The 18,765-nt window shown below is 70.4% G+C and carries 19 protein-coding genes; 9 read left to right on the top strand and 10 right to left on the bottom strand.

The genetic code is table 11. From position 1 onward, the window contains the following. The first annotated feature begins 3 nt into the window (after positions 1-3). The 3 genes from manB (at position 4) to EDD29_RS38100 (ending at position 4,563) form a co-directional block, all read left to right on the top strand. Positions 4-1,071 carry a mannose-1-phosphate guanylyltransferase gene (gene manB, locus EDD29_RS38110; RefSeq protein ID WP_123669043.1) on the top strand — a complete coding sequence of 356 codons (1,068 nt, stop codon included), beginning with the start codon at positions 4-6 and terminating at the stop codon, positions 1,069-1,071. After that, positions 1,071-1,934: a DNA-3-methyladenine glycosylase family protein gene (locus EDD29_RS38105; RefSeq protein ID WP_123669042.1), complete on the top strand. Its 864-nt coding sequence runs from the start codon at positions 1,071-1,073 to the stop codon at positions 1,932-1,934. The genes manB and EDD29_RS38105 overlap by 1 nt, the downstream gene beginning before the upstream one ends. 85 nt (positions 1,935-2,019) lie before the next feature. Then, positions 2,020-4,563: a bifunctional FO biosynthesis protein CofGH gene (locus tag EDD29_RS38100; RefSeq protein WP_123669041.1), complete on the top strand. Its 2,544-nt coding sequence runs from the start codon at positions 2,020-2,022 to the stop codon at positions 4,561-4,563. Between the two features lie 59 nt (positions 4,564-4,622). Here the strand turns inward: EDD29_RS38100 and EDD29_RS38095 are convergent, their stop codons facing one another. Both EDD29_RS38095 and EDD29_RS38090 read right to left on the bottom strand, forming a co-directional pair. Further along, the gene (locus tag EDD29_RS38095; protein WP_123669040.1) at positions 4,623-4,826 is read right to left on the bottom strand and encodes a DUF397 domain-containing protein; all 204 of its coding nucleotides are present in this window, start codon (positions 4,824-4,826) and stop codon (positions 4,623-4,625) included. 8 nt (positions 4,827-4,834) lie between these two features. Next, positions 4,835-5,704: a helix-turn-helix domain-containing protein gene (locus EDD29_RS38090; protein WP_246053210.1), complete on the bottom strand. Its 870-nt coding sequence runs from the start codon at positions 5,702-5,704 to the stop codon at positions 4,835-4,837. Positions 5,705-5,868: 164 nt separating this feature from the next. Between EDD29_RS38090 and EDD29_RS38085 the strand changes: the two genes are divergently transcribed. Further along, positions 5,869-6,276, top strand: a complete 408-nt coding sequence (locus tag EDD29_RS38085) for an ATP-binding protein (protein WP_123669039.1) — start codon at positions 5,869-5,871, stop codon at positions 6,274-6,276. Positions 6,277-6,364: 88 nt separating this feature from the next. After that, entirely contained in the window at positions 6,365-6,910 is a 546-nt protein-coding gene (locus EDD29_RS38080; protein WP_123669038.1) for a hypothetical protein, read from the top strand. A 12-nt stretch (positions 6,911-6,922) separates the two neighbouring features. Here EDD29_RS38080 and EDD29_RS38075 read toward each other — a convergent pair whose 3' ends face one another. From EDD29_RS38075 to EDD29_RS38050, 6 genes are all read right to left on the bottom strand, one after another. Beyond that, on the bottom strand, positions 6,923-7,465 hold the full coding sequence (locus EDD29_RS38075; RefSeq protein ID WP_123670940.1) for an RloB family protein: 543 nt from the start codon (positions 7,463-7,465) through the stop codon (positions 6,923-6,925). 74 nt (positions 7,466-7,539) lie between these two features. Further along, positions 7,540-8,850, bottom strand: a complete 1,311-nt coding sequence (locus EDD29_RS38070; RefSeq protein ID WP_123669037.1) for an AAA family ATPase — start codon at positions 8,848-8,850, stop codon at positions 7,540-7,542. Positions 8,851-9,071: 221 nt separating this feature from the next. Next, the gene (locus EDD29_RS38065; protein ID WP_246053209.1) at positions 9,072-9,257 is read right to left on the bottom strand and encodes an ATP-binding protein; all 186 of its coding nucleotides are present in this window, start codon (positions 9,255-9,257) and stop codon (positions 9,072-9,074) included. Positions 9,258-9,410: 153 nt separating this feature from the next. Next, entirely contained in the window at positions 9,411-10,184 is a 774-nt protein-coding gene (locus EDD29_RS38060) for an ABC transporter permease (RefSeq protein ID WP_123669036.1), read from the bottom strand. Between the two features lie 44 nt (positions 10,185-10,228). Further along, the gene (locus EDD29_RS38055) at positions 10,229-11,170 is read right to left on the bottom strand and encodes an ATP-binding cassette domain-containing protein (RefSeq protein WP_123669035.1); all 942 of its coding nucleotides are present in this window, start codon (positions 11,168-11,170) and stop codon (positions 10,229-10,231) included. A 34-nt stretch (positions 11,171-11,204) separates the two neighbouring features. Continuing rightward, the gene (locus EDD29_RS38050; RefSeq protein WP_123669034.1) at positions 11,205-11,870 is read right to left on the bottom strand and encodes a DUF4097 family beta strand repeat-containing protein; all 666 of its coding nucleotides are present in this window, start codon (positions 11,868-11,870) and stop codon (positions 11,205-11,207) included. A 296-nt stretch (positions 11,871-12,166) separates the two neighbouring features. On the opposite strand from EDD29_RS38050, the gene EDD29_RS38045 reads away from it, so the two are divergent. Next, complete coding sequence (locus EDD29_RS38045) at positions 12,167-13,309, top strand: AAA family ATPase (RefSeq protein WP_123669033.1); 1,143 nt, start codon at positions 12,167-12,169, stop codon at positions 13,307-13,309. 119 nt (positions 13,310-13,428) lie between these two features. Then, on the top strand, positions 13,429-14,616 hold the full coding sequence (locus tag EDD29_RS38040; protein ID WP_170201739.1) for an MFS transporter: 1,188 nt from the start codon (positions 13,429-13,431) through the stop codon (positions 14,614-14,616). A gap of 63 nt (positions 14,617-14,679) precedes the next feature. Here the strand turns inward: EDD29_RS38040 and EDD29_RS38035 are convergent, their stop codons facing one another. Further along, the gene (locus EDD29_RS38035) at positions 14,680-15,693 is read right to left on the bottom strand and encodes an LLM class flavin-dependent oxidoreductase (protein WP_170201738.1); all 1,014 of its coding nucleotides are present in this window, start codon (positions 15,691-15,693) and stop codon (positions 14,680-14,682) included. 94 nt (positions 15,694-15,787) lie between these two features. On the opposite strand from EDD29_RS38035, the gene EDD29_RS38030 reads away from it, so the two are divergent. Together EDD29_RS38030 and EDD29_RS38025 are read left to right on the top strand one after the other, a co-directional pair. After that, on the top strand, positions 15,788-16,309 hold the full coding sequence (locus EDD29_RS38030; RefSeq protein WP_211360139.1) for a flavin reductase family protein: 522 nt from the start codon (positions 15,788-15,790) through the stop codon (positions 16,307-16,309). 166 nt (positions 16,310-16,475) lie between these two features. After that, on the top strand, positions 16,476-17,990 hold the full coding sequence (locus EDD29_RS38025) for a class I adenylate-forming enzyme family protein (RefSeq protein WP_123669030.1): 1,515 nt from the start codon (positions 16,476-16,478) through the stop codon (positions 17,988-17,990). A gap of 54 nt (positions 17,991-18,044) precedes the next feature. On the opposite strand, the gene EDD29_RS38020 is transcribed toward EDD29_RS38025, so the two are convergent. Further along, the gene (locus EDD29_RS38020; protein WP_123669029.1) at positions 18,045-18,656 is read right to left on the bottom strand and encodes a TetR/AcrR family transcriptional regulator; all 612 of its coding nucleotides are present in this window, start codon (positions 18,654-18,656) and stop codon (positions 18,045-18,047) included. Positions 18,657-18,765: the final 109 nt, after the last annotated feature.

Below are 18,765 nucleotides of genomic sequence, written 5' to 3'. Positions count from 1 at the left end.
GGCGTGGAAGCGATTCTCCTTGTCGGGGGTAAGGGCACGAGGCTCCGGCCGCTGACGATCTCCACTCCCAAGCCGCTGCTGCCGACCGCGGGCGTGCCCTTCCTGGCGCACCAGCTGGCCAGGGCCAGCGCGGCGGGGGTGACCCGGATCGTCTTCGCCACCTCGTACCGGTCGGAGATGTTCGAGGCGGCCTTCGGCACCGAGGCGTACGGGCTCGAACTCGTCTACGTGGACGAGCGGCGCCCGCTCGGCACCGGCGGGGCGATCCGGAACGCGGCCCAGGCCCTCGTCAGCAAGCCCGACGACCCGGTGCTGGTGCTCAACGGCGACATCCTGTCGGGGCACTCGATCCCCGATCAGGTCCAGACGCACCTGGAGTCCGAGGCCGCGGTCACCCTCCACCTGACCGAGGTGGACGACCCGTCCCGGTTCGGCGTGGTGCCGACCGCCCCGGACGGCAGGGTGACGGCGTTCCTGGAGAAGACGAACAACCCGATGACGAACCGGATCAACGCCGGGTCGTACGTGTTCCGCCGCGAGGTCATCGACACGATCCCGTTCAACGAGGTCGTCTCGGTCGAGCGGGAGACCTTCCCCGGCCTCATCGCGTCCGGCGAGACCGTCATGGGTTTCGTGGACGCGCACTACTGGCTCGACGTCGGCACCCCGTCGGCGTTCGTGCGCGGCTCCTGCGACCTCGTCACGGGGCTGCTGGAGTCGCCGGCGCTGCCGGGCAAGCCCGGTCCGATGCTGGCGCTGGAGGGCGCGAACGTGTCGCCGCGCGCGGTCGTCACGGCGGGCACGGTCGTCGGCTGCGACGCGACGATCGAGGCCGGCTCGACCGTCAGCGGCAGCGTCCTGTTCGACGAGGCGGTCGTCGCCAAGGGCGCGTGGGTGCGCAACTCGGTGCTGGGCCGGGGCGCGCGGGTCGCGTCCGGCGCGATGCTCGACGGGGCGATCCTGGGCGACGGCGCGGTGGTCGGCCCGGGCAACGAGCTCGGCGACGGCCTGCGGCTGTGGCCGGGCATCGAGCTGCCGCCGACCGCGGTCCGTTTCTCCAGCGACGTGTAGTGCCCCTGCGCGTCTGGGAGGCGCCGTGGCCGGTGCGGCCGCGGCGCACCCTCGCGGTGTTCCGGCGGGGTCCGCACGACCCCGCCTACCGGGTGACGCCCGACGGGACCGTCTGGCGCGCCTCGCACACCCCCGAGGGCCCCGGGACGCTCGCGGTGGCCGCCTCCGGCGGGCACGTGGAGGCCGAGGCGTGGGGGCCCGGCGCGGACTGGCTGCTGGAGTCGCTGCCCGCGCTGCTGGGCGCCGAGGACGACCCGGACGCGCTCGTCCCGATCGACGACGTCGTGCGGGACGCGGCCCGGCGGTTCCCGTTCCGGATAGCCAAGTCCGGGCTGGTCTTCGAGGCGCTGGTCCCGGCCGTCCTGGAGCAGAAGGTGCCGGGCGCTGAGGCGTGGCGCGCCTGGGGGTATCTCCTGCGGCGGTTCGGCGAGCCCGCGCCGGGCGCGCCGCAGCTGCGGGTGCCGCCGCCGCCCGAGGTCTGGGCGCGGATCCCGTCGTGGGAGTGGCACAGGGCCGGTGCGGAGGCGGTGCGGGCGCGGACCATCATCGGGGCGAGCCGGGCGCGGCTGGACGCGGACCCGTCGCGGCTGCCGAAGCTGCCGGGCGTCGGCCCGTGGACGACCGCCGAGGTTCGGCAGCGCGCGTTGGGCGACCCGGACGCGGTGTCGGTCGGCGACTACAACCTTCCGGGGATCGTCGGCTGGGCGTTCCTGCGCCGCAAGGTGGACGACGCGGGCATGCTCGAACTCCTTGAGCCGTACCGGGGGCAGCGTTACCGCGTGTCGGTCCTGCTCCAGCTCGCGGGGTACGCCCCGCCGCGCCGCGGACACCGGCTGAGCGTCCGGGACTATCGCCGATTTTGAGGGCTTTCTTTAAGTTCGCATGACTTTTGGTTCTTGCGGGGGGTCTGCCCTGTTCCCACTATGACGCTTGGCATAGAGTGCGCCCATGGAGAGCGCAGTGAGTGAATCCGGGCTGCGCCGCGCACTGGCGCGCGCCCGCGACGGGAAGACCCTCGACCAGGCCGAGGCCGCGGTTCTGCTGCACGCCCGAGGCGACAGCCTCGACGCGCTGCTGACCTACGCCGCGCGCACCCGCGACGCGGGCCTGCGCGACGCCGGGCGCCCCGGCGTCATCACCTACAGCCGCAAGGTGTTCATCCCGCTGACGCGGCTGTGCCGCGACCGCTGTGGATACTGTACGTTCGCGACCGCCCCTGGCAAGCTCCCGGCCCCGTTCCTGAGCCCCGACGAGGTGCTCGACATCGCCCGGCAGGGCGCCGCGCTCGGTTGCAAGGAAGCCCTGTTCACCCTCGGCGACCGCCCCGAGGACCGCTGGCACCAGGCCCGCGAGTGGCTCGACGAGCAGGGCTACGACGACACGCTCTCCTATGTGCGCGCGATGGCCATCCGCGTCCTTGAGGAGACCGGCCTCCTTCCGCACCTCAACCCCGGCGTCCTGTCCTGGCGCGACTTCCAGCGGCTCAAGCCCGTCGCGCCGTCCATGGGGATGATGCTGGAGACCACCGCGACCCGGCTGTTCACCGAGAAGGGCGGCCCGCACTACGGCTCGCCCGACAAGGACCCCGCCGTGCGGCTGCGCGTCCTCGAGGACGCCGGCCGTTGCAACGTTCCGTTCACCACGGGCATCCTCATCGGCATCGGCGAGACCATCGAGGAACGCGCCGACGCGCTCTTCGCCATCCGCCGGACCATGCGGGAGTACGGGGCGATCCAGGAGGTCATCGTCCAGAACTTCCGGGCGAAGCCCGACACGGCGATGCGCGGCACCCCGGACGCCGAACTCGAGGAGCTCGCCGCGACGATCGCCGTCGCCAGGCTCGTCCTCGGGCCGAAGGCGCGCATCCAGGCGCCGCCGAACCTCCTGGACGAGGAGTACGCGCTGTTCCTGCGCGCGGGCATCGACGACTGGGGCGGCGTCTCACCGCTCACGCCCGACCACGTCAACCCCGAGCGGCCGTGGCCGCAGATCGAGGAGCTCGCCGCGCGCACCGCCGCCGCCGGGTTCACCCTGCGCGAGCGCCTCACCATCTACCCCGAGTACGTGAAGAAGGGTGAGCCCTGGCTCGACCCGCGCCTCCTCGCGCACGTCCGGGCGCTCAGCACGCCCGACGGCCTCGCCGACGAGGACGCCGTGGTCGAGGGCCGCAGCTGGCAGGAGCCGGACGGCGGCTTCGCCGAGACGGGCCGCACCGACCTGCACACCGCCATCGACACCGAAGGCCGCACCTCGGACCGCCGCGACGACTTCGACGAGGTCTACGGCGACTGGGACGCGCTGCGCGAACGCGTCCGCGTCCCCGAGCGGTTCGACGCCGACGTCAAGGCCGCGCTCGCCGCCGCCGAGAAGGACCCGGGCGGCCTGTCCGACACGCACGCCCTGGCCCTCCTGCACGCCGACGGCCCCGAGCTGGCGGCCTTGGCGAAGATCGCCGACGACCTGCGCCGCGAGGTCAACGGCGACGAGGTCACCTATGTCGTCACCCGGAACATCAACTTCACCAACGTCTGCTACACCGGTTGCCGCTTCTGCGCCTTCGCCCAGCGCCGCACCGACGCCGACGCCTACTCGTTGTCGCTCTCCCAGGTCGGCGATCGTGTCGACCAGGCGTGGGAGGCGGGCGCGACCGAGATCTGCATGCAGGGCGGCATCCACCCCGACCTGCCCGGCACCGCCTACTTCGACCTGGCCCGCGAGGTGAAGAGCCGGCGGCCCGACATCCACCTGCACTCCTACAGCCCGATGGAGGTCGTCAACGGGACGGCCCGCACCGGCCTGTCGCTGCGCGAATGGCTCATCGCGGCCAAGGAGGCCGGGGTGGACTCCCTGCCGGGCACCGCCGCCGAGATCCTCGACGACGACGTCCGCTGGGTCCTGACCAAGGGCAAACTCCCCACCTCGGCCTGGATCGACGTGGTCAAGACCGCCCACTCGGTGGGCCTGCCCACCACGTCGACGATGATGTACGGCCACGTCGACACCCCCGCCCACTGGGTGGCCCACCTCAAACTGCTCCGGTCGATCCAAGAGGAAACAGGCGGCTTCACCGAGTTCGTCCTGCTCCCCTTCGTCCACCACAACGCCCCCATCTACCTGGCCGGCATCGCCCGCCCGGGCCCCACCGTCCGCGAGAACCGCGCCGTCCACGCCCTCTCCCGCATCCTGTTGCACGGCGCCATCGACAACATCCAGACCAGCTGGGTGAAGCTCTCCGACGACCTCTGCACCGAAGTCCTCCAAGGCGGCGTGAACGACCTGGGCGGCACCCTCATGGAGGAGACCATCTCCCGCATGGCCGGCTCCGGAAACGGCAGCTTCAAGACCATCTCCTCCCTGGAGGAGATAGCCGCCCGCGCCGGCCGCCCCGCCACCCAACGCACCACGACTTACGGCCGCCCCACCCAGGAACGCCTGGACGCCGCCCGAAAGACCAACGGCGTAGGCCACTTCCTGCCTTTCGTCACCAACTGACAAAACGAAGGCCCCCGGCAACTCACGTAGCCGGGGGCATCGCGCAGGTGCGACTGGGGTCAGATGCCGCCGCTGCGAATGCGGGAGGTCAGGCCGCGCAACTGGCCGCGAGTGACGTTCAACTGCGCGCGTTCAGGGCTCTTGGAGTCGCGGATGCCCACGCCTCCGCGCAACTCGCCGAGCTCTACACAGTCGCTGCCCTGCGGAGCGCTGTAGGAACTCTTGCGCCAGATCACGGTCAGAACCTCGTCGCGGTGGATCATGTGTCTGGTCACTCCTTGATGATGGCGGCGATGAGTGCTGCCGACGGATCCTCAGGAAGGGCGGTGCTGACGATGCCCTCGTGCAGGAGGCTACAGCGCCTCCCTTGGGCGATCTCCTCCAGATATAGGCCGCCGGCGATCGTCTCCAGGTAGACGACGTCCGGTTCGATGGGGCTCGCGAAGCTGAAGATGACGAAGCTGCCGCCCGTTCTGCCGGGATGTAGACCGGCGGAGCTCTCCAGCACGCGAATGCCGATGTTCGACCGTCGCGCCGCCGTCAGCAGCGCCTCCAGTTGTTCGCGCATCACTTCTCCGTCCCCGATGGGGAGCCGGAGAGCGGTCTCGTCGAGCACGATCGAGAGCTTCGGCGCGGATGGGCGGGTGAGCAGGGCCTGGCGGGTAAGACGGGCCTGCACTCGCCGCTCGATCAGGTCGGGATCATCCTCCTGCATGATCGCGCGAGCGTAGGCGGGCGTTTGGAGCAGACCGGGAATGAACGATGTCTGATAGCTCCTGATTTCGGTCGCCGCATCCTCGCACTGCGCATAGGAGCCTCCGACGACGTCGCCGTACGCCGACCACCATCCGCGCACCCGGACGTCTTGGACGAGCTGGACCAGCGCGAGCCGGAGCGCCTGGTCGGTGCCGCCGTACGCGTCGAGGATGCGCTGCACATCGTCCGCTGAGGGTGCCCCGCCGCTCGTCTCGATCCTGACGAGCTTCGGCCGACTCCAGCCGAGAAGATCTGCGGCCTGCTGCGGCGTCAATTCGGCAGATTCGCGAAGTTTGCGCAGTTCCGCCGACAGCCGTCGGTGCCGGACCGTCGGCCCGCCCACCGTCTCGTTCACCGAGAAATCCGCCATCTCCGCAGGTGCCATACGCCGCAGTCTCCCACTGTGACGGAGCGTCGCGGGGTGTTACTGGCCAGATCGGGCCACGAAACTCTGACTTGTTCACACCTTCATTGACTTGTTAATGCCATCCTGTTCCCGTGCATGACATCGCTCAGCGTAGTCGTCCGAAAGCAGTCAGGAGTGTGGTGATGTATCAATCGAGACTCGGCCTCATCGGGTTCAGCCACCTGAAGCCGGACGTTCGGATGCCCGCACGGGCGCGAACCTGGGTGGCGGAGGCCGCCGTCAAGTATGCGACTCCCTGCGCGATCGACACACTTCGCCTCCTCACCTCGGAGGCCGCCACCAACGCAGTCCAGTACGGGGGCGCCGGGATCGTGCGGATCTCGCTGCTGCACGGGCCGGGCGTGCTGCGAGTCGAGGTGTCCGACGAGGGCGGCGGAATCCCTGTGCCCCGGATCGCCGAAGACGACGACGAAGACGGCCGCGGCCTCTTCCTCCTCGACGCCCTCGCCCTCTCCTGGGGCCACACCCCCGCCCCTGACGGCAAGGGCACCACGGTCTGGTTCGAAATCGACCCGGACGCGTCCGCCTGACGAGCGGCAGCCGAAACCCAGCCCGTCACGAACCCCGTAGGACCCAGGGCGCCTCGCCCGAAGGCCTAGCCCAGGAAGGACCCCGCCCATGTGCGACCGCATCGGCACTCCGCCGCCCCGCTCCGCCTCCTCCACGGCGAACAACGCCCCCCGCCCCCTCGACCAGCGCGCCCTCCGCGCGAGCTTCCCCGAGGTCCTCGCCCTCTGGTTCGGCGAGTCCACCCGCGTCTGGCGCGCCCTCGTCCCCCTGTCCGGCCGCGACACCTGGATCACCGCCCCCACCCTCGAAACCCTCGGCCACGCCCTCTGGACCACCCTCCGCACCCGTCCCCCCTCCGCCCCCGCCCTCCCCGGCCCCTACGCGACCCGCGCCACCCCCTTCCCCGACCCGGCCCGTGCACCCCGGCCCCTTCCGCCCCACCCCGCACCCGTCATCTCTCCCGCACCAGGCACACTTCGAGCCCCAACCCCTCGCCCCGCCCACACCCTCATCCCGGCGGCGGACCCGCCGCCCCAGCCCGCCGACGACTACCGGCCCGGCCTCGACCGCTCCCGACGCGCCCCCGCCCCGAAGCGCCCCGGCCTCCTCGCCCGCTTCGGCAACCGCCTCCGCTCGCACCTGACCGCCGCATAGCCGCCGGCCCGGCTAGCCCTCGCCTTCGAGGCTCTTGAGGAACTTGTACATGCCGGAGGAAGGGTTGTCGTGCGGGAATCGGGTCTCGCTCTGCCGATGCCCCTTGTCGAGGAGAATCGCGCTCCTCGCCGCCTGCTTCCTCAGCGGCATGTAGAGAGCGGCATCGATGCTCTTCCCCGTCCGGCTGTCCAGAGAGCGTGAAAGACTCTCGGCCGGATTGGTGTCGATGAACGCCCCGTGCTGCTTGTGGTGCAGGATGAGCCACAGCTCGAAACAGGGGTTCGATATGGCGAGATTGATTCCACTCGACTCGGCGAGGTTGACGGCTTGGGCGAGATGCGGATGGTTTCGCGGCCACTCGACATCGAAGATGCACCAGCACTCGTCGATCTCGGGATCGCCGACATGTTCACGGGCCATCTTGACCGGCGTGAGCGGAACTCCCTGCTCTGGATGGATCCGGATATCCAGTGCGGTGTTCTCCGCTATATGAGGCAATCGCTTCAGGCCATTGATGTAGTCCGGTTCGGAATTCTGCCCTTCGCAGAAGACCATGATGGTCCTCAGCTCTTTTCTGCTGCCGGCGGTCCTGCGCAGCGGCTTGGCGCCGCGACGTTGCCGAGAGCCCATCAGCCGATCAGTCCGAGCGCGCGGAGAAGCAGCGTCTGATCGACCTGGGGGAGCGCACCGAAACGGCCGTGCAGGTAGGCGTTCTCCAGGTTCTGCGATCTTCGCACCCGCTCGCCCGCGAAGTCCGACAGCGCACCCAGCCGGGTGGATCCGTCGGCCTTCTTCTCGGTCAGCCAGACCTCGTCCCTGTTCAGGTGGTTCAGCAGACTGGTGTCGTGTGAGGTGAAGATCAGCTGTGCCGCGCGCGGGTTGGTCGCGGGGCTGTGGAAGATCTTCAGTAGCTCGGCGGACAGGGTCGGATGCAGGCTCGCGTCAAGTTCGTCGAAGAGCACGATCGACCCTCGCCGGAGTGCGGAGAGTACGGGCCCGATGGTGTTGAACCATGACCTTGTGCCCTCCGACTCGATCTCCAGATCGAAGGGAACGCTCTCGTCCGTCGACTTGTGAAGGAGCCGGATCTTGCGACGGGTCACTCTTTCCCCGTCGGAGCGCCGCAACTCGTCCGTGTCGATGACGACGTCCTCGATCCCCAGATCCGCGAGCCGGAGCATGGCCAGGGCCTGGTCGCGATCCGTGGACGAGGTCTCGCTGATCTCGCTCTCTTCGAAGAGCGCCAGCTGGTCGGGCGGGTTGTCGAACCAGCGAGCCGTCGGAGAGATCGACCTGTTCCGGGCCATCAGCCGGGGCGTTCGGTAGCCTTTTGCCGAAAACGGACTGCCGAGGACGTTGCCCGCGCTGCCCAGAATCTGCACTTCTTGGAGTTCCTGTGCAAATCTCCGGACCAGCGGTTCGTCGAACCTCTTGGCAACGGACAGGGCGAGCGTCCGATCGGTCATGAGGCCTCTCGTGCCGGATATGGCCCCGAGCCCTCGTTGTAGCTTGAGCTCCGGCCCCTCCCTTTCGAAAATTCGCCTGCGCTTTTTCTCCGGATAGTGAAAGAGGCCCTCGTAGATGACGTGTTCCGAGTCGACTTCCAGGATGTATTCGAACCTGATGTCGTTGATGGTGATTTCGGCGGTAAATTCGCTGGGTATGGCCCGGCCGTTGCGAAAAATGAAAGGTTCGACCGGGATTTCTTCTTCCCAGGCGTACACGGAGTTGCGGACGGCGTCGCACAGCCAGGCAAGGGCCGAGATCACGTTCGATTTGCCGGAGGCATTCGGCCCGTAGATCGCGGCCACCGGCAGCAGGCTCTCGCCGAGCATCGGCGCATGCCGGGCCTCCGCCCGGTCGTGATCGATCGCGACCATCGAGAGTTCGGCCGGCTCCCTGATGGAGCGGTGGTTGGACGCCTCGAACCTGATCAGCACAACGTCACCCTACCCGCGCCGTACCTGCGGATACAGGCCTCAGATCGCAAAGATCGTACGGAATCGTGCTCCTGAGAGCACCTGGCCAGCTGGAGGATGACGCTCTGGGATCGCCGGCCGACGTGTACGGCAAGCTGTGCGCCTGGAGATGCGGACGTCAGCGAAGTAGGGCTGCGCGCAAGGTCGGGTTCCGCAAGGCGTGGTCCTTCAGCCCTCGGCCCCTATGGACACCCGCCCCTCTTCGAAGGCGGCGCCTGCGGGGCCGGGAACGCCAGGGCCATCGCCCGGAGGAGGGTGGTCTTGCCCGAGGCGTTGCGCCCGGCGAGGACGGTCCATCCGGCGTGGCCGCCGTCGGGCCGGATGAGATCGAGATCGACCGAACGCGGGCCGGTGAAGCCCATTGCCATCGGTCAGTCTCAGCCGGGACACGGACATGGGGCGGCTCTACGCGTTCGCCTGTGGCCTGAGGGAAGCACCGGCACAGGGCAGGGGACCGGGGAAAAGGCTCAGGGCCGTCGGACCCTGGGGTCTGACGGCCCTGTTCGGGCGGGGCATGGGGGTCAGGCTTTGGTGAAGGTGTTCTTGGCCCAGAGGTAGGAGAGGGCGGTCAGGGCGATGCACCAGGCGAGGGAGATGTAGGCGTTGTTGCCGATTTCGGTGCCGAGGAGGAGGCCTCGGGTGGTTTCCATGATGGGGGTGAAGGGCTGGTAGTCGGCGAACCAGCGGAGGACGGTGGGCATGGAGTCGGTGGGGACGAAGCCGCTGCCCAGGAAGGGGAGGAGCATGAGGAACATGGGGCTGCTGCCCGCGGCTTCGGGGGTGGGGGAGGCGAGGCCGAGGGCCACGGCGATCCAGGAGATGGCGAAGGCGAAGAGGGTGAGCAGGCCCAGGACGGCGAGCCACTCGACCGCGGAGGCGTTGGGGCGGAAGCCGAGGGCGTAGGCGATGGCGAGGAGGGCGGCCATGCTGAGGAGCTGCTGGATGACGCTGGCGGCGACATGGCCGGTCAGGACCGACGCTCGGGAGATGCGCATCGTCTTGAAGCGGGCGACGATGCCTTCGGTCATGTCGGTCGCGACCATGACGGCGGTGCCGGCCACGGCCGTGGAGGCCGCCATCAGCAGGATGCCGGGGACGATGTAGGCGATGTACTCGGCGCGTCCGCCGCCGATGCCTTCACCGAGGGTGCCGCCGAGGACGTAGACGAACAGGAACAGGATGATGATCGGCGTGATGACGAGCTGGACGGTCATGGCCGGGTAGCGGACGAGGCGCTTGAGCTGGCGGCGGATCATGGTGGACGAGTCGCGGGCGGCGAGGGCGAGGGCGCTCATGGGGGGATCTCCCTGGGGGTTTCGGCGCGGGGGCGGAGGGGCGTTCAGTGCTGGGCGGGGGCTTCGGGGCGGCCGGTGAGGGTGAGGAAGACGTCGTCGAGGTCGGGGGTGTGCACGTTCATCTCGGCGACGTCGATGGCGCGCTCGTCCAGGAGGGCGAGGAGTTCGCGGACGGCGCGGACGCTGCCGTCGCTGGGGACCTGGAGGGTGAGGGTCTCGGGGTCGGGCGTTCCGGCGGCGAGCGCGGATCCGGCCGCGTCGAGGAGCGCCGCGTCGGCGAACTTGAGTTCGATGTGGCCGCCGGGGATGAGGCGCTTGAGCTCGTCGGCGGTGCCCTGGGCGATGAGCTTCCCGTGGTCGAGGAGGGCGATGCGGTCGGCGAGCTGGTCGGCTTCTTCGAGGTACTGGGTGGTGAGGAAGATGGTGGTGCCGTCGGTGACGAGGTCGCGGACGATCTGCCAGAGGGAGCGGCGGCTGCGGGGGTCCAGGCCGGTGGTCGGTTCGTCGAGGAAGATGAGGCGGGGGTCGCCGACGAGGGTCATGGCGAGGTCGAGGCGGCGCTGCATGCCGCCGGAGTAGGTGGAGGCGGGCTTGTGCGCGGCGTCGACGAGGTCGAAGCGCTCCAGGAGGTCGGCGGCCTTCCGCCGGCCGTCGCGCTTGGTCAGGTGGTGGAGGTCGGCCATGAGGAGGAGGTTCTCCTGGCCGGTGAGGAGCTTGTCGACCGCCGAGTACTGGCCGGTGACGCCGATCGCGCCGCGCACGTCGTCGGCCTGGCGGGCCAGGTCGAATCCGGCCACCCGCGCCTCGCCGTCGTCGGCGGTGATGAGGGTGGACAGGATCTGGACGGTGGTGGTCTTGCCCGCGCCGTTGGGGCCGAGCAGGGCGAGGATCGTGCCTTCGGGGACGTCGAGGTCGATGCCGTCCAGGACGGTCTTGTCGCCGTAGGACTTGCGGAGTCCGCGTGCGGTGATGGCCGGGTTCGTCATGGGGGGTGTCCTGCTCTCTTCGACGGGGCGGCGGTCAGAGGCTGCGGGCGGTGATGTCGCCCTGGGTGGTGGTGGCGTGGATGTCGAGGGTGGGGGTGCCGTCGTTCTTGAGGGTGTTGGTGATGCGGCCGTGGGAGGTGCCGGCGTCGAGGGAGGCCGAGACGCCTGGGGCGGTGGTGATGGTGATGTCGCCGGCCTGGGTGGTGAGGGCGACCTTGCCGGTGGTGGCTTCGGTGATGGTGATGTTCCCGCGCTGGGTGGTGAGGTCGGCGGGGCCGGTGAGGCGGCCGATCTCGATGTGGCCGTCGGTGGCGGTGAGGGTGATGCGGGTGGCTTCGTCGATCTTGATGTGGTGGTAGGCGCCGTCGAAGGCGATGTCGCCGAGCCGGCCGACGGCGCGGAGTTCGGTGGCGGCGGCCTTGCCTTCGGCGCTGGAGCCGGCGGGCAGCTGGACGGTCACCTCGATGGATCCGGGGGCGCCCAGGAGCTGGTTCTTGGCGGCCGGGCCCTCGATCCGCAGGACGCCGTCGGTGTAGGCGACGGTGGTCTGCTCGGCGGCCTTGACGTCACGGGTCTTGGTGGCGTCGGCGGGCAGGACCTCGACCACGGTGTCGGTGCGGTCGGCGGCGATGAGGCGGACTCGCCCGGCGGGGACGTTCAGGACGGCGGTGATCGGGGCGGGGGTGGCGAACTTCTGCATCGTGCTCTCCTGTGCTCTCGTGTCGGTCGTTGTTTCCGACATCGCAAAAGCTACGTTGCGTTCGAAGAACTGGCAACAAGCTTGTTGCACGATAAACGCATCATCGCAGGTGAATGCGCGAATATTGTTGCAATAGTCCTGCGAGCTAACGCAACAACCACGGGCATTGCGTTGCAATGGACTGAAAGTGAAAGCTATGGCGGAGCCGATTCCGGGTCGTGGCCGCCGCGTCGGCGGGCGCGCACGCGCGCCGTCGGGTCGCCGAGGTTGTCGGTGGGGAGGGGCAGACTGGGGGGATGCTGACGACGGTCGCGGTGGAGAACTATCGGTCGCTCAGGAGGCTCGTGCTGCCACTCGGGGCGCTGACGGTGGTGACGGGGGCCAACGGGAGCGGGAAGTCGAGTCTGTACAAGGCGCTCAGGTTGCTGGGAGAGGCGGGGAGCGGCGGAGCGGTGGGGGCGCTCGCACGGGAAGGGGGGTTGCCTTCGGCGTTGTGGGCGGGGGAGAGAGGCGGGCGGGAGGCCGGGGTGAGCCTCAAGTTGGGGTTCGCGGGGGACGAGTGCGGTTACGCGGTGGATTTCGGGTATCCGATCGCGACGGCGGGGGCGCCGGGGGTGCCTTCGCTGTTCAACCTGGATCCGGAGATCAAGCGGGAGTGCGTGTGGCACGGGCCGCTGCTGCGGCCCGCGGCGCTGCTGTCGGACCGGGCGGGGCCGCGGGTCAAGGTGCGGGGGGAGCGCGGCGGGTGGGAGACCGCGCCGAAGGGGCTGCGGCCCTACGACAGCATGCTCGGCGAGCTGGCGGGGCGGTCGCCCGAGCTGACCCGGGTGCGGGAGCTGCTGCGGTCGTGGCGGTTCTACGACCAGGTGCGCACCGACGCGGACGCGCCCGCTCGCGCCGCCCGCGTCGGCACCCGCACGCCGGTCCTGGCGTCGGACGGCGCCGACCTGGCCGCGGCCCTCCAGACCGTCCGCGAGATAGGCGACCACGAGGCGCTCGGCGAAGCCGTCGACGCGGCCTTCCCCGGCAGCGCCGTCGAGATCGGCGTGGACGAGGACGGCCGCTTCCTCCTCCGGCTCCGCCAGCCCGGCCTGCGCCGTCCGCTGGGCGCCGCGGAACTCTCCGACGGCACCCTCCGCTACCTCCTGTGGTCCGCCGCCCTCCTCACTCCCCGCCCCCCGGACCTCCTGGTGCTCAACGAACCTGAATCCTCCCTCCACCCGTCCCTCCTGGCCCCCCTCGCGTCCCTCCTCGCCACCGCCGCCCGCCGCACCCAGCTCCTCGTCGTCACCCACTCCCCGGCCCTCGCCGAGGCCCTCACCGCCCGCCCGCACCACGCCACCCTCGTGGAACTCCTCAAGAACGAGAACGGCGAGACCGAGGTGGCAGGCCGGGAGGGCCCACTGGACGAACCCCCCTGGCAGTGGCCCAAGCGCTGACGCGATCCCGTGCCGGCGGGCGCGCGCCGGGGGCCTGACGGAATTGGCGGGCGCCCCGCCGCGTTGGCGACTCCCGTGATCGGAGATCGGGCCCGCGAAGGGTGGGCATGATGAGGACCATGACGGGGTCGGGGACGGCTCGGCGGGACAGCCTGCTGGTGGCCTATGTGTTCACCGTGGTGATGGTGGCCACGACGTTGCCTACGCCGTTGTACGCGATCTATTCGGCGCGGCTGGCGCTGAATCCGTTGATGGTGACGGTGATCTACGCGGTGTACGCCGTGGGGGTGCTCGGGACGCTGCAGTTTCTCGGGCGGCTGTCCGACCATGTGGGGCGGCGGCCGGTGCTGCTGGCGGCGGTCGCGTTCTCGGTGGCGTCCGCGGTGGTGTTCGTGGCGACGAAGGGGCTGACCGGGCTGTTCGTGGGGCGGCTGGTCTCGGGGGTCTCGGCCGGGTTGATCACGGGGGCGGCCACCGCGTACATCGCGGAGCTGGAGTCGCCGCTGGGGGTGCGGAGCAAGGCCGGGGTCATGGCGACCGTGGCGAACATGGGCGGGCTCGGGCTCGGGCCGCTGATCGCCGGGGTGCTCGCCGACCATGTGCCGCATCCGCTGGACGTGCCGTATCTCGCGGGGGCGCTGCTGCTGCTGCCCGTCGTGCTGGTGTTCGTGTGGCGGGTGCCGGAGACGGTGCGGGTCAGGGACGGGTTCCGGGCGGGGGTGGGGTTCCAGCGGATCGGGGTGCCGGCGGAGATCCGGGTGCCGTTCCTCGCCGCGGCGATCGCGGGGCTCGCCTCGTTCGCGCTGCTCGGGTTCACGACGGCGCTGGCGGGCCAGGTCCTGGCGGAGGGGCTGGGGAACAGGAGCCACCAGACGGCCGGGGTCGTCGCGTTCCTGCTGTTCGCGGCGGCCGCCGCCGCGCAGGTCGCCGCGGGCCGCTTCGTCCCCCGCACGGCGAGCCTGCTCGGCCTCGTGCTGATGACGTCGGGGGTCGTCGTGGTCGTCTCGGCGGTCGCGGCGGCGTCGCTGCCGGTGCTGGTCGCGGGGGTGCTCGTGGGCGGTGTTGGGGTCGGCCTCGCCTTCCGCGCGGGGCTCTCCTCGGTCACCGCGATCGCCCCGGAGGAGCGCAGGGGCGAGGTCATCTCGGCGTTCTTCATCGCCGCCTACATCGGGCTGACGATCCCCGTCGTCGCCGCGGGCGTCCTCGTCACCGCGACGACCCTGCTCGACGCGGCCATCGCGCTCGCCGTCTTCATCGGGGTACTCGCCGCGGCCTCGGCGGCGATCATCATGCGCGCGCCGCGCTGACGCCCCCGGTGACGGGCTCTCGAAGGACCCGGCTTCGCCGGGGAGCCCGCCACCGGGCCGGGGTCAGCCGTGCAGCTTGGGCATGACGTCGGAGGCGAACAGCTCCATCGTCGCGAGGACGTCCTCGGCGGGGAGGCCGCCCGGGTCGAAGACGGAGAGGTGGACGTCCGGGCGGAGGAGTTCCTCGACGGCCTGGAGCCGGTCGGAGACCTCGGCGGGGCTGCCGCAGATGGCGGGCCCGTCGATGAGCGAGGCGTAGTCGGCCTTCATCTGCCGCCCGGTCAGCGCGTTCACCCACTCGACGTATTGGACGAGGTAAGGCTCCCAGGTGTCCTTCGCGTCCTGGCTTCGCTCCTGGACGTGCACGTACGAGCAGCACCCGACGAACGCGCGCTCGCCGAACCCGTGCTCCTCCATGACCTCCCGGTAGAGCCGGACGGGCTCGGCGTACGCCTCGGGCGCGAGCAGGATGCTCGGCAGGAACAGCGGGTGGCCCTGCTCGGCGGCGCGCCGGATCGAGCCCTCGCTGAGGCCGCTGCCCATCCAGATCCGTGGCTCGGCCTGGAGCGGCCGGGGCTGGACCGTCACGTTCTTGAGCGGCGAGCGGAACCTCCCGGACCAGGTGACGGGCTGCGCGTCCGCGCTCCACAGGGCCTTGAGGAGCGCGAGCTTCTCGTCGAGGTTGTCGCGGTCCTCGGCCGGGTCGTAGCCGAAGGCCCGGTAGTCCTTGGTGGAGATGCCGCGGCCGACGACCATCTCCATGCGGCCGCCGGAGATGAGGTCGAGGGTGGCGAAGTCCTCGGCGACGCGGACGGGGTCGGCCATGGGCAGCAGGGTCACCGCGGGGGCGAGCCGGATCCGGCCGGTGCGCGCGGCGACGGCGGCGAGCATCACGCTCGGCGAGCTGACGATGTAGTCGTTGAAGTGGTGCTCGCCGATCGCGTACATCGTGAAGCCGAGTTCCTCCGCGCGCACCCCGGCCTCGACGATGGCCTGGTGCCGCGCGGCCTGCGAGACCCGCTCGCCGGTGCGCGGGTCGGGGAGGTGGTCTCCCAGGCTGAGGATGCCCAGTTCCATGTCTTTACCCCAATCAGGGAGAGCTTGTGTCATAACTGGAACTGATGTTAGTTTCAGTTTTAAGGCTGGTCAAGGCATGGGCGAAGGGATACCGATGACGAACTCCACGGATGTCCGGCAGGCGGACGCCGCGCACGGTCGGGAGATGGATCCGCGGCTGTTCCGCGAGGTCATGGGCGGCTTCGCGAGCGGCATCGTGGTGGTCGCGGGCATGGTCGCGGACGAACCCGTCGGGCTGACGTGCCAGTCGTTCACCTCGCTGTCGATGGACCCGCCGCTCATCGCGTTCTGCCCGGCGCTGTCCTCGGTGACGTGGCGGCGGATCCGTCCGACGGGGGCGTTCTGCGTCAACGTCCTCGCGGCGGAGCAGCGTGACGTGAGCGGGCTCTTCGGGCAGCGCCGGGACGACAAGTTCGAGCAGGTCCCGTGGCGGCGCGGCGTCTCCGGCGCCCCGCTGCTCGACGGCGCCGCGGCGCACATCGAGTGCGAGATCGCGGAGATCCACCCCGGCGGCGACCACGAGATCGTCGTCGGCCGGGTGGTGGCGCTGACGGGCGACGCCGAACGGATGCCCCTGCTCTACCACCGTGGCCGATACGGCGTCCTGGCACCGTGACCCACCGGTGCGTCGGCGATCTGGGCGGGTGGAATTCTCCGTTTTGTCGGTTTCTGGGCAATTGTGGTGGACTTCACAGGGAAGTCTTGCGGCCCTACTGAAACTGAACCTAGTATCAGGAATATCCGGAGAAGTACCCACCCCCTTCTCGTACGGAGGAGCCCCCTTGCCCAGAAGCGTCCCGCGCCCCGCCGTGGACATCGACGCGGCGGTCCGCCGCCACGCGGCGACCCGACCGGACGCCCTCGCGGCGGTCGGCGCCCGCACCCTGACCTGGCGGGAGCTCGACGAAGCCGCCGACCGGGCCGCCGCCCACCTCGCCGCCCAGGGTGTCGGCCCGGGCGACCGGGTGGGCTGGCTCGGCCAGAACGGGCCCGGCCACCCCGTCGTCCTGCTCGCCGCCTGGCGGCGCAGGGCGGCCCTCGTCCCGCTGAACTGGCGGCTGCCCGCCGCGGCCCTGCGCGAGGTCGCCGCCTCGCTCGGCCTGAAGCACGTGGTCGCGGGCGGTGAGTTCGCCGACCAGGCCCCGCTCGTCGGCGCCGCGTTCTCGCTGCTCGACCAGGCGGCCGAGGTCTGGCCGGACGTCGCCCCGATCGCCCCTCTGGAGGCGGAAGGCGGCGATGAGGCCGTCATCTACTTCACCTCGGGTTCGACCGGCGAGCCCAAGGGCGTCCCGCTGACCCGTGACGCGGTGGACGCGATGATCCCCTACGCCGACGTCCACGTCTTCTCGCAGGACGCCCGTGTGCTCATCGTCCCGCCGACGTTCCACGCCGCGGGCGCGTGCTGGTCCCAGTACTGCCTCGGCATCGGCGCGACCCTGCTCTACCCGTCCGACCCGAGCCCCGCCGGGCTCGTCCGCACCCTCGCGGAGCGGGAGGCCACCCACACGATCCTCGTGCCGACCCTGATCCGCATGATCGTCGACCAGCTGAAGGCGGAGCCCGTCCCGCTGCCCGCGCTGCGGCACATCGGCTACGGCGCCTCGCCCATCACCCCGACCCTGCTCGCCGAGGCGATGGAGGTGCTCGACTGCGGCCTCTGCCAGGTCTACGGGATGACGGAGGCGGGCGGCGGCCTCTGCTTCCTCACCGAGGAGGACCACCTTCCCGGGGCCGACCCGGCCAGGCTCGGCTCCGCCGGACGGCCCGGCGACGGCATCGACCTCAGCGTCCGGGACCTGCTGACGGGCGAGGAGGTCGCGCGGGGCACCGAGGGCGAACTGTGGTTCCGGGCCCCTTCGATGACCCTCGGCTACCTGGGCGCCGACCCGTCCCGCGGCGTCCTCGTCGACGGCTGGTTCAACAGCCGGGACATCGGCTACGTCGACGACGGCGGCTACCTCTTCGTCCAGGGCCGCTCCGACGACATGATCGTCACGGGCGGCGAGAACGTCCACCCGGGCGAGGTGGAGAACGTCATCGCCGCCATCCCCGACGTCTCCGATGCCGCCGTCTACGGGGTCCCCGACCCGCACTGGGGCCAGAAGGTCTGCGCCGCCGTGGTCCTGCGCGCCGGCGGCACGACCACCCCCGAGGAGATCCAGGACCACTGCCGGCTCCACCTGCCCGGCTACAAGACCCCGAAGCTCCTCCGCGTCCTCCCCGACCTTCCCCGCACGGCCACGGGCAAGACCTCCCGCCCCCAGCTCGTCAAGGACACCCTCGGCGACCCCGCCTAGGCTCCGCCGACGCCGCCAGGAGGCCCCGCCCGGACGGGCGGGGCCTTCCCGGTCTCAGGCCCGGGGAACGGGGTCGTAGTAGACGGAGCGGTACCAGACCGTGGCGATGGCCTCGATGGCCTCTTCGTCGGTGGGGGTGGGCATGTCGGGTTCTCCACCGGTGGCGAGCCAGGTCCAGCAGAAGGAGTCGATCATGGCGGCGATGGCGGAGGCGAGGAGGTCGGGGCGCGGCCCGTGGCGGTAGCCGGCCTGTTCGGCGGCGTGGATGCCCGCCAGCACGGCCCGGACGCCCGCGCTGCGGACCTCGCGCCAGCGCGCGTTGAACGACTCGTCGGTCATCGACATCTGGAACATGCCGATCATCTCGGCCAGGTACTCGCGGTAGGTGTGCCAGTAGACCCGGGCGGCGGCTCGGATGCCCTCCTCGGGGTCGTCGCCCTGGTTCTGGAACGACTTGACGAGGACCTCGCTCGAGAACTGGTCGAGGAGCGCCTGGAGCAGCTCCTCCTTGTTCTCGTAGTAGTTGTAGAAGGACCCTGACGACTTGCCCGCGGCCTGTGCGATGTCGGAGATCTTGGCGTTGAAGTAGCCCTTCTCCGCGAAGACCCGGCGCGCGGCGTCGAGGAACGCGGCCTCGGTCCGTCTGCCCTTCGGGGTGGGTGGCATCGCCGGGCTCCTCCGTCTCGCGTGGCGGGCGCGCCCGTTCCGTGCGGTCGCGACGGGATCAGAGTGTAGGCCCGGGACCCGGCTTCCTTCACGCCCTTGACTGAAACTG

The organism is Actinocorallia herbida (assembly GCF_003751225.1).
GTDB lineage: Bacteria > Actinomycetota > Actinomycetes > Streptosporangiales > Streptosporangiaceae > Actinocorallia > Actinocorallia herbida.
Note: the sequence above shows the minus strand (reverse complement) of the source record. Positions and strands in the feature narration are given on the sequence as shown.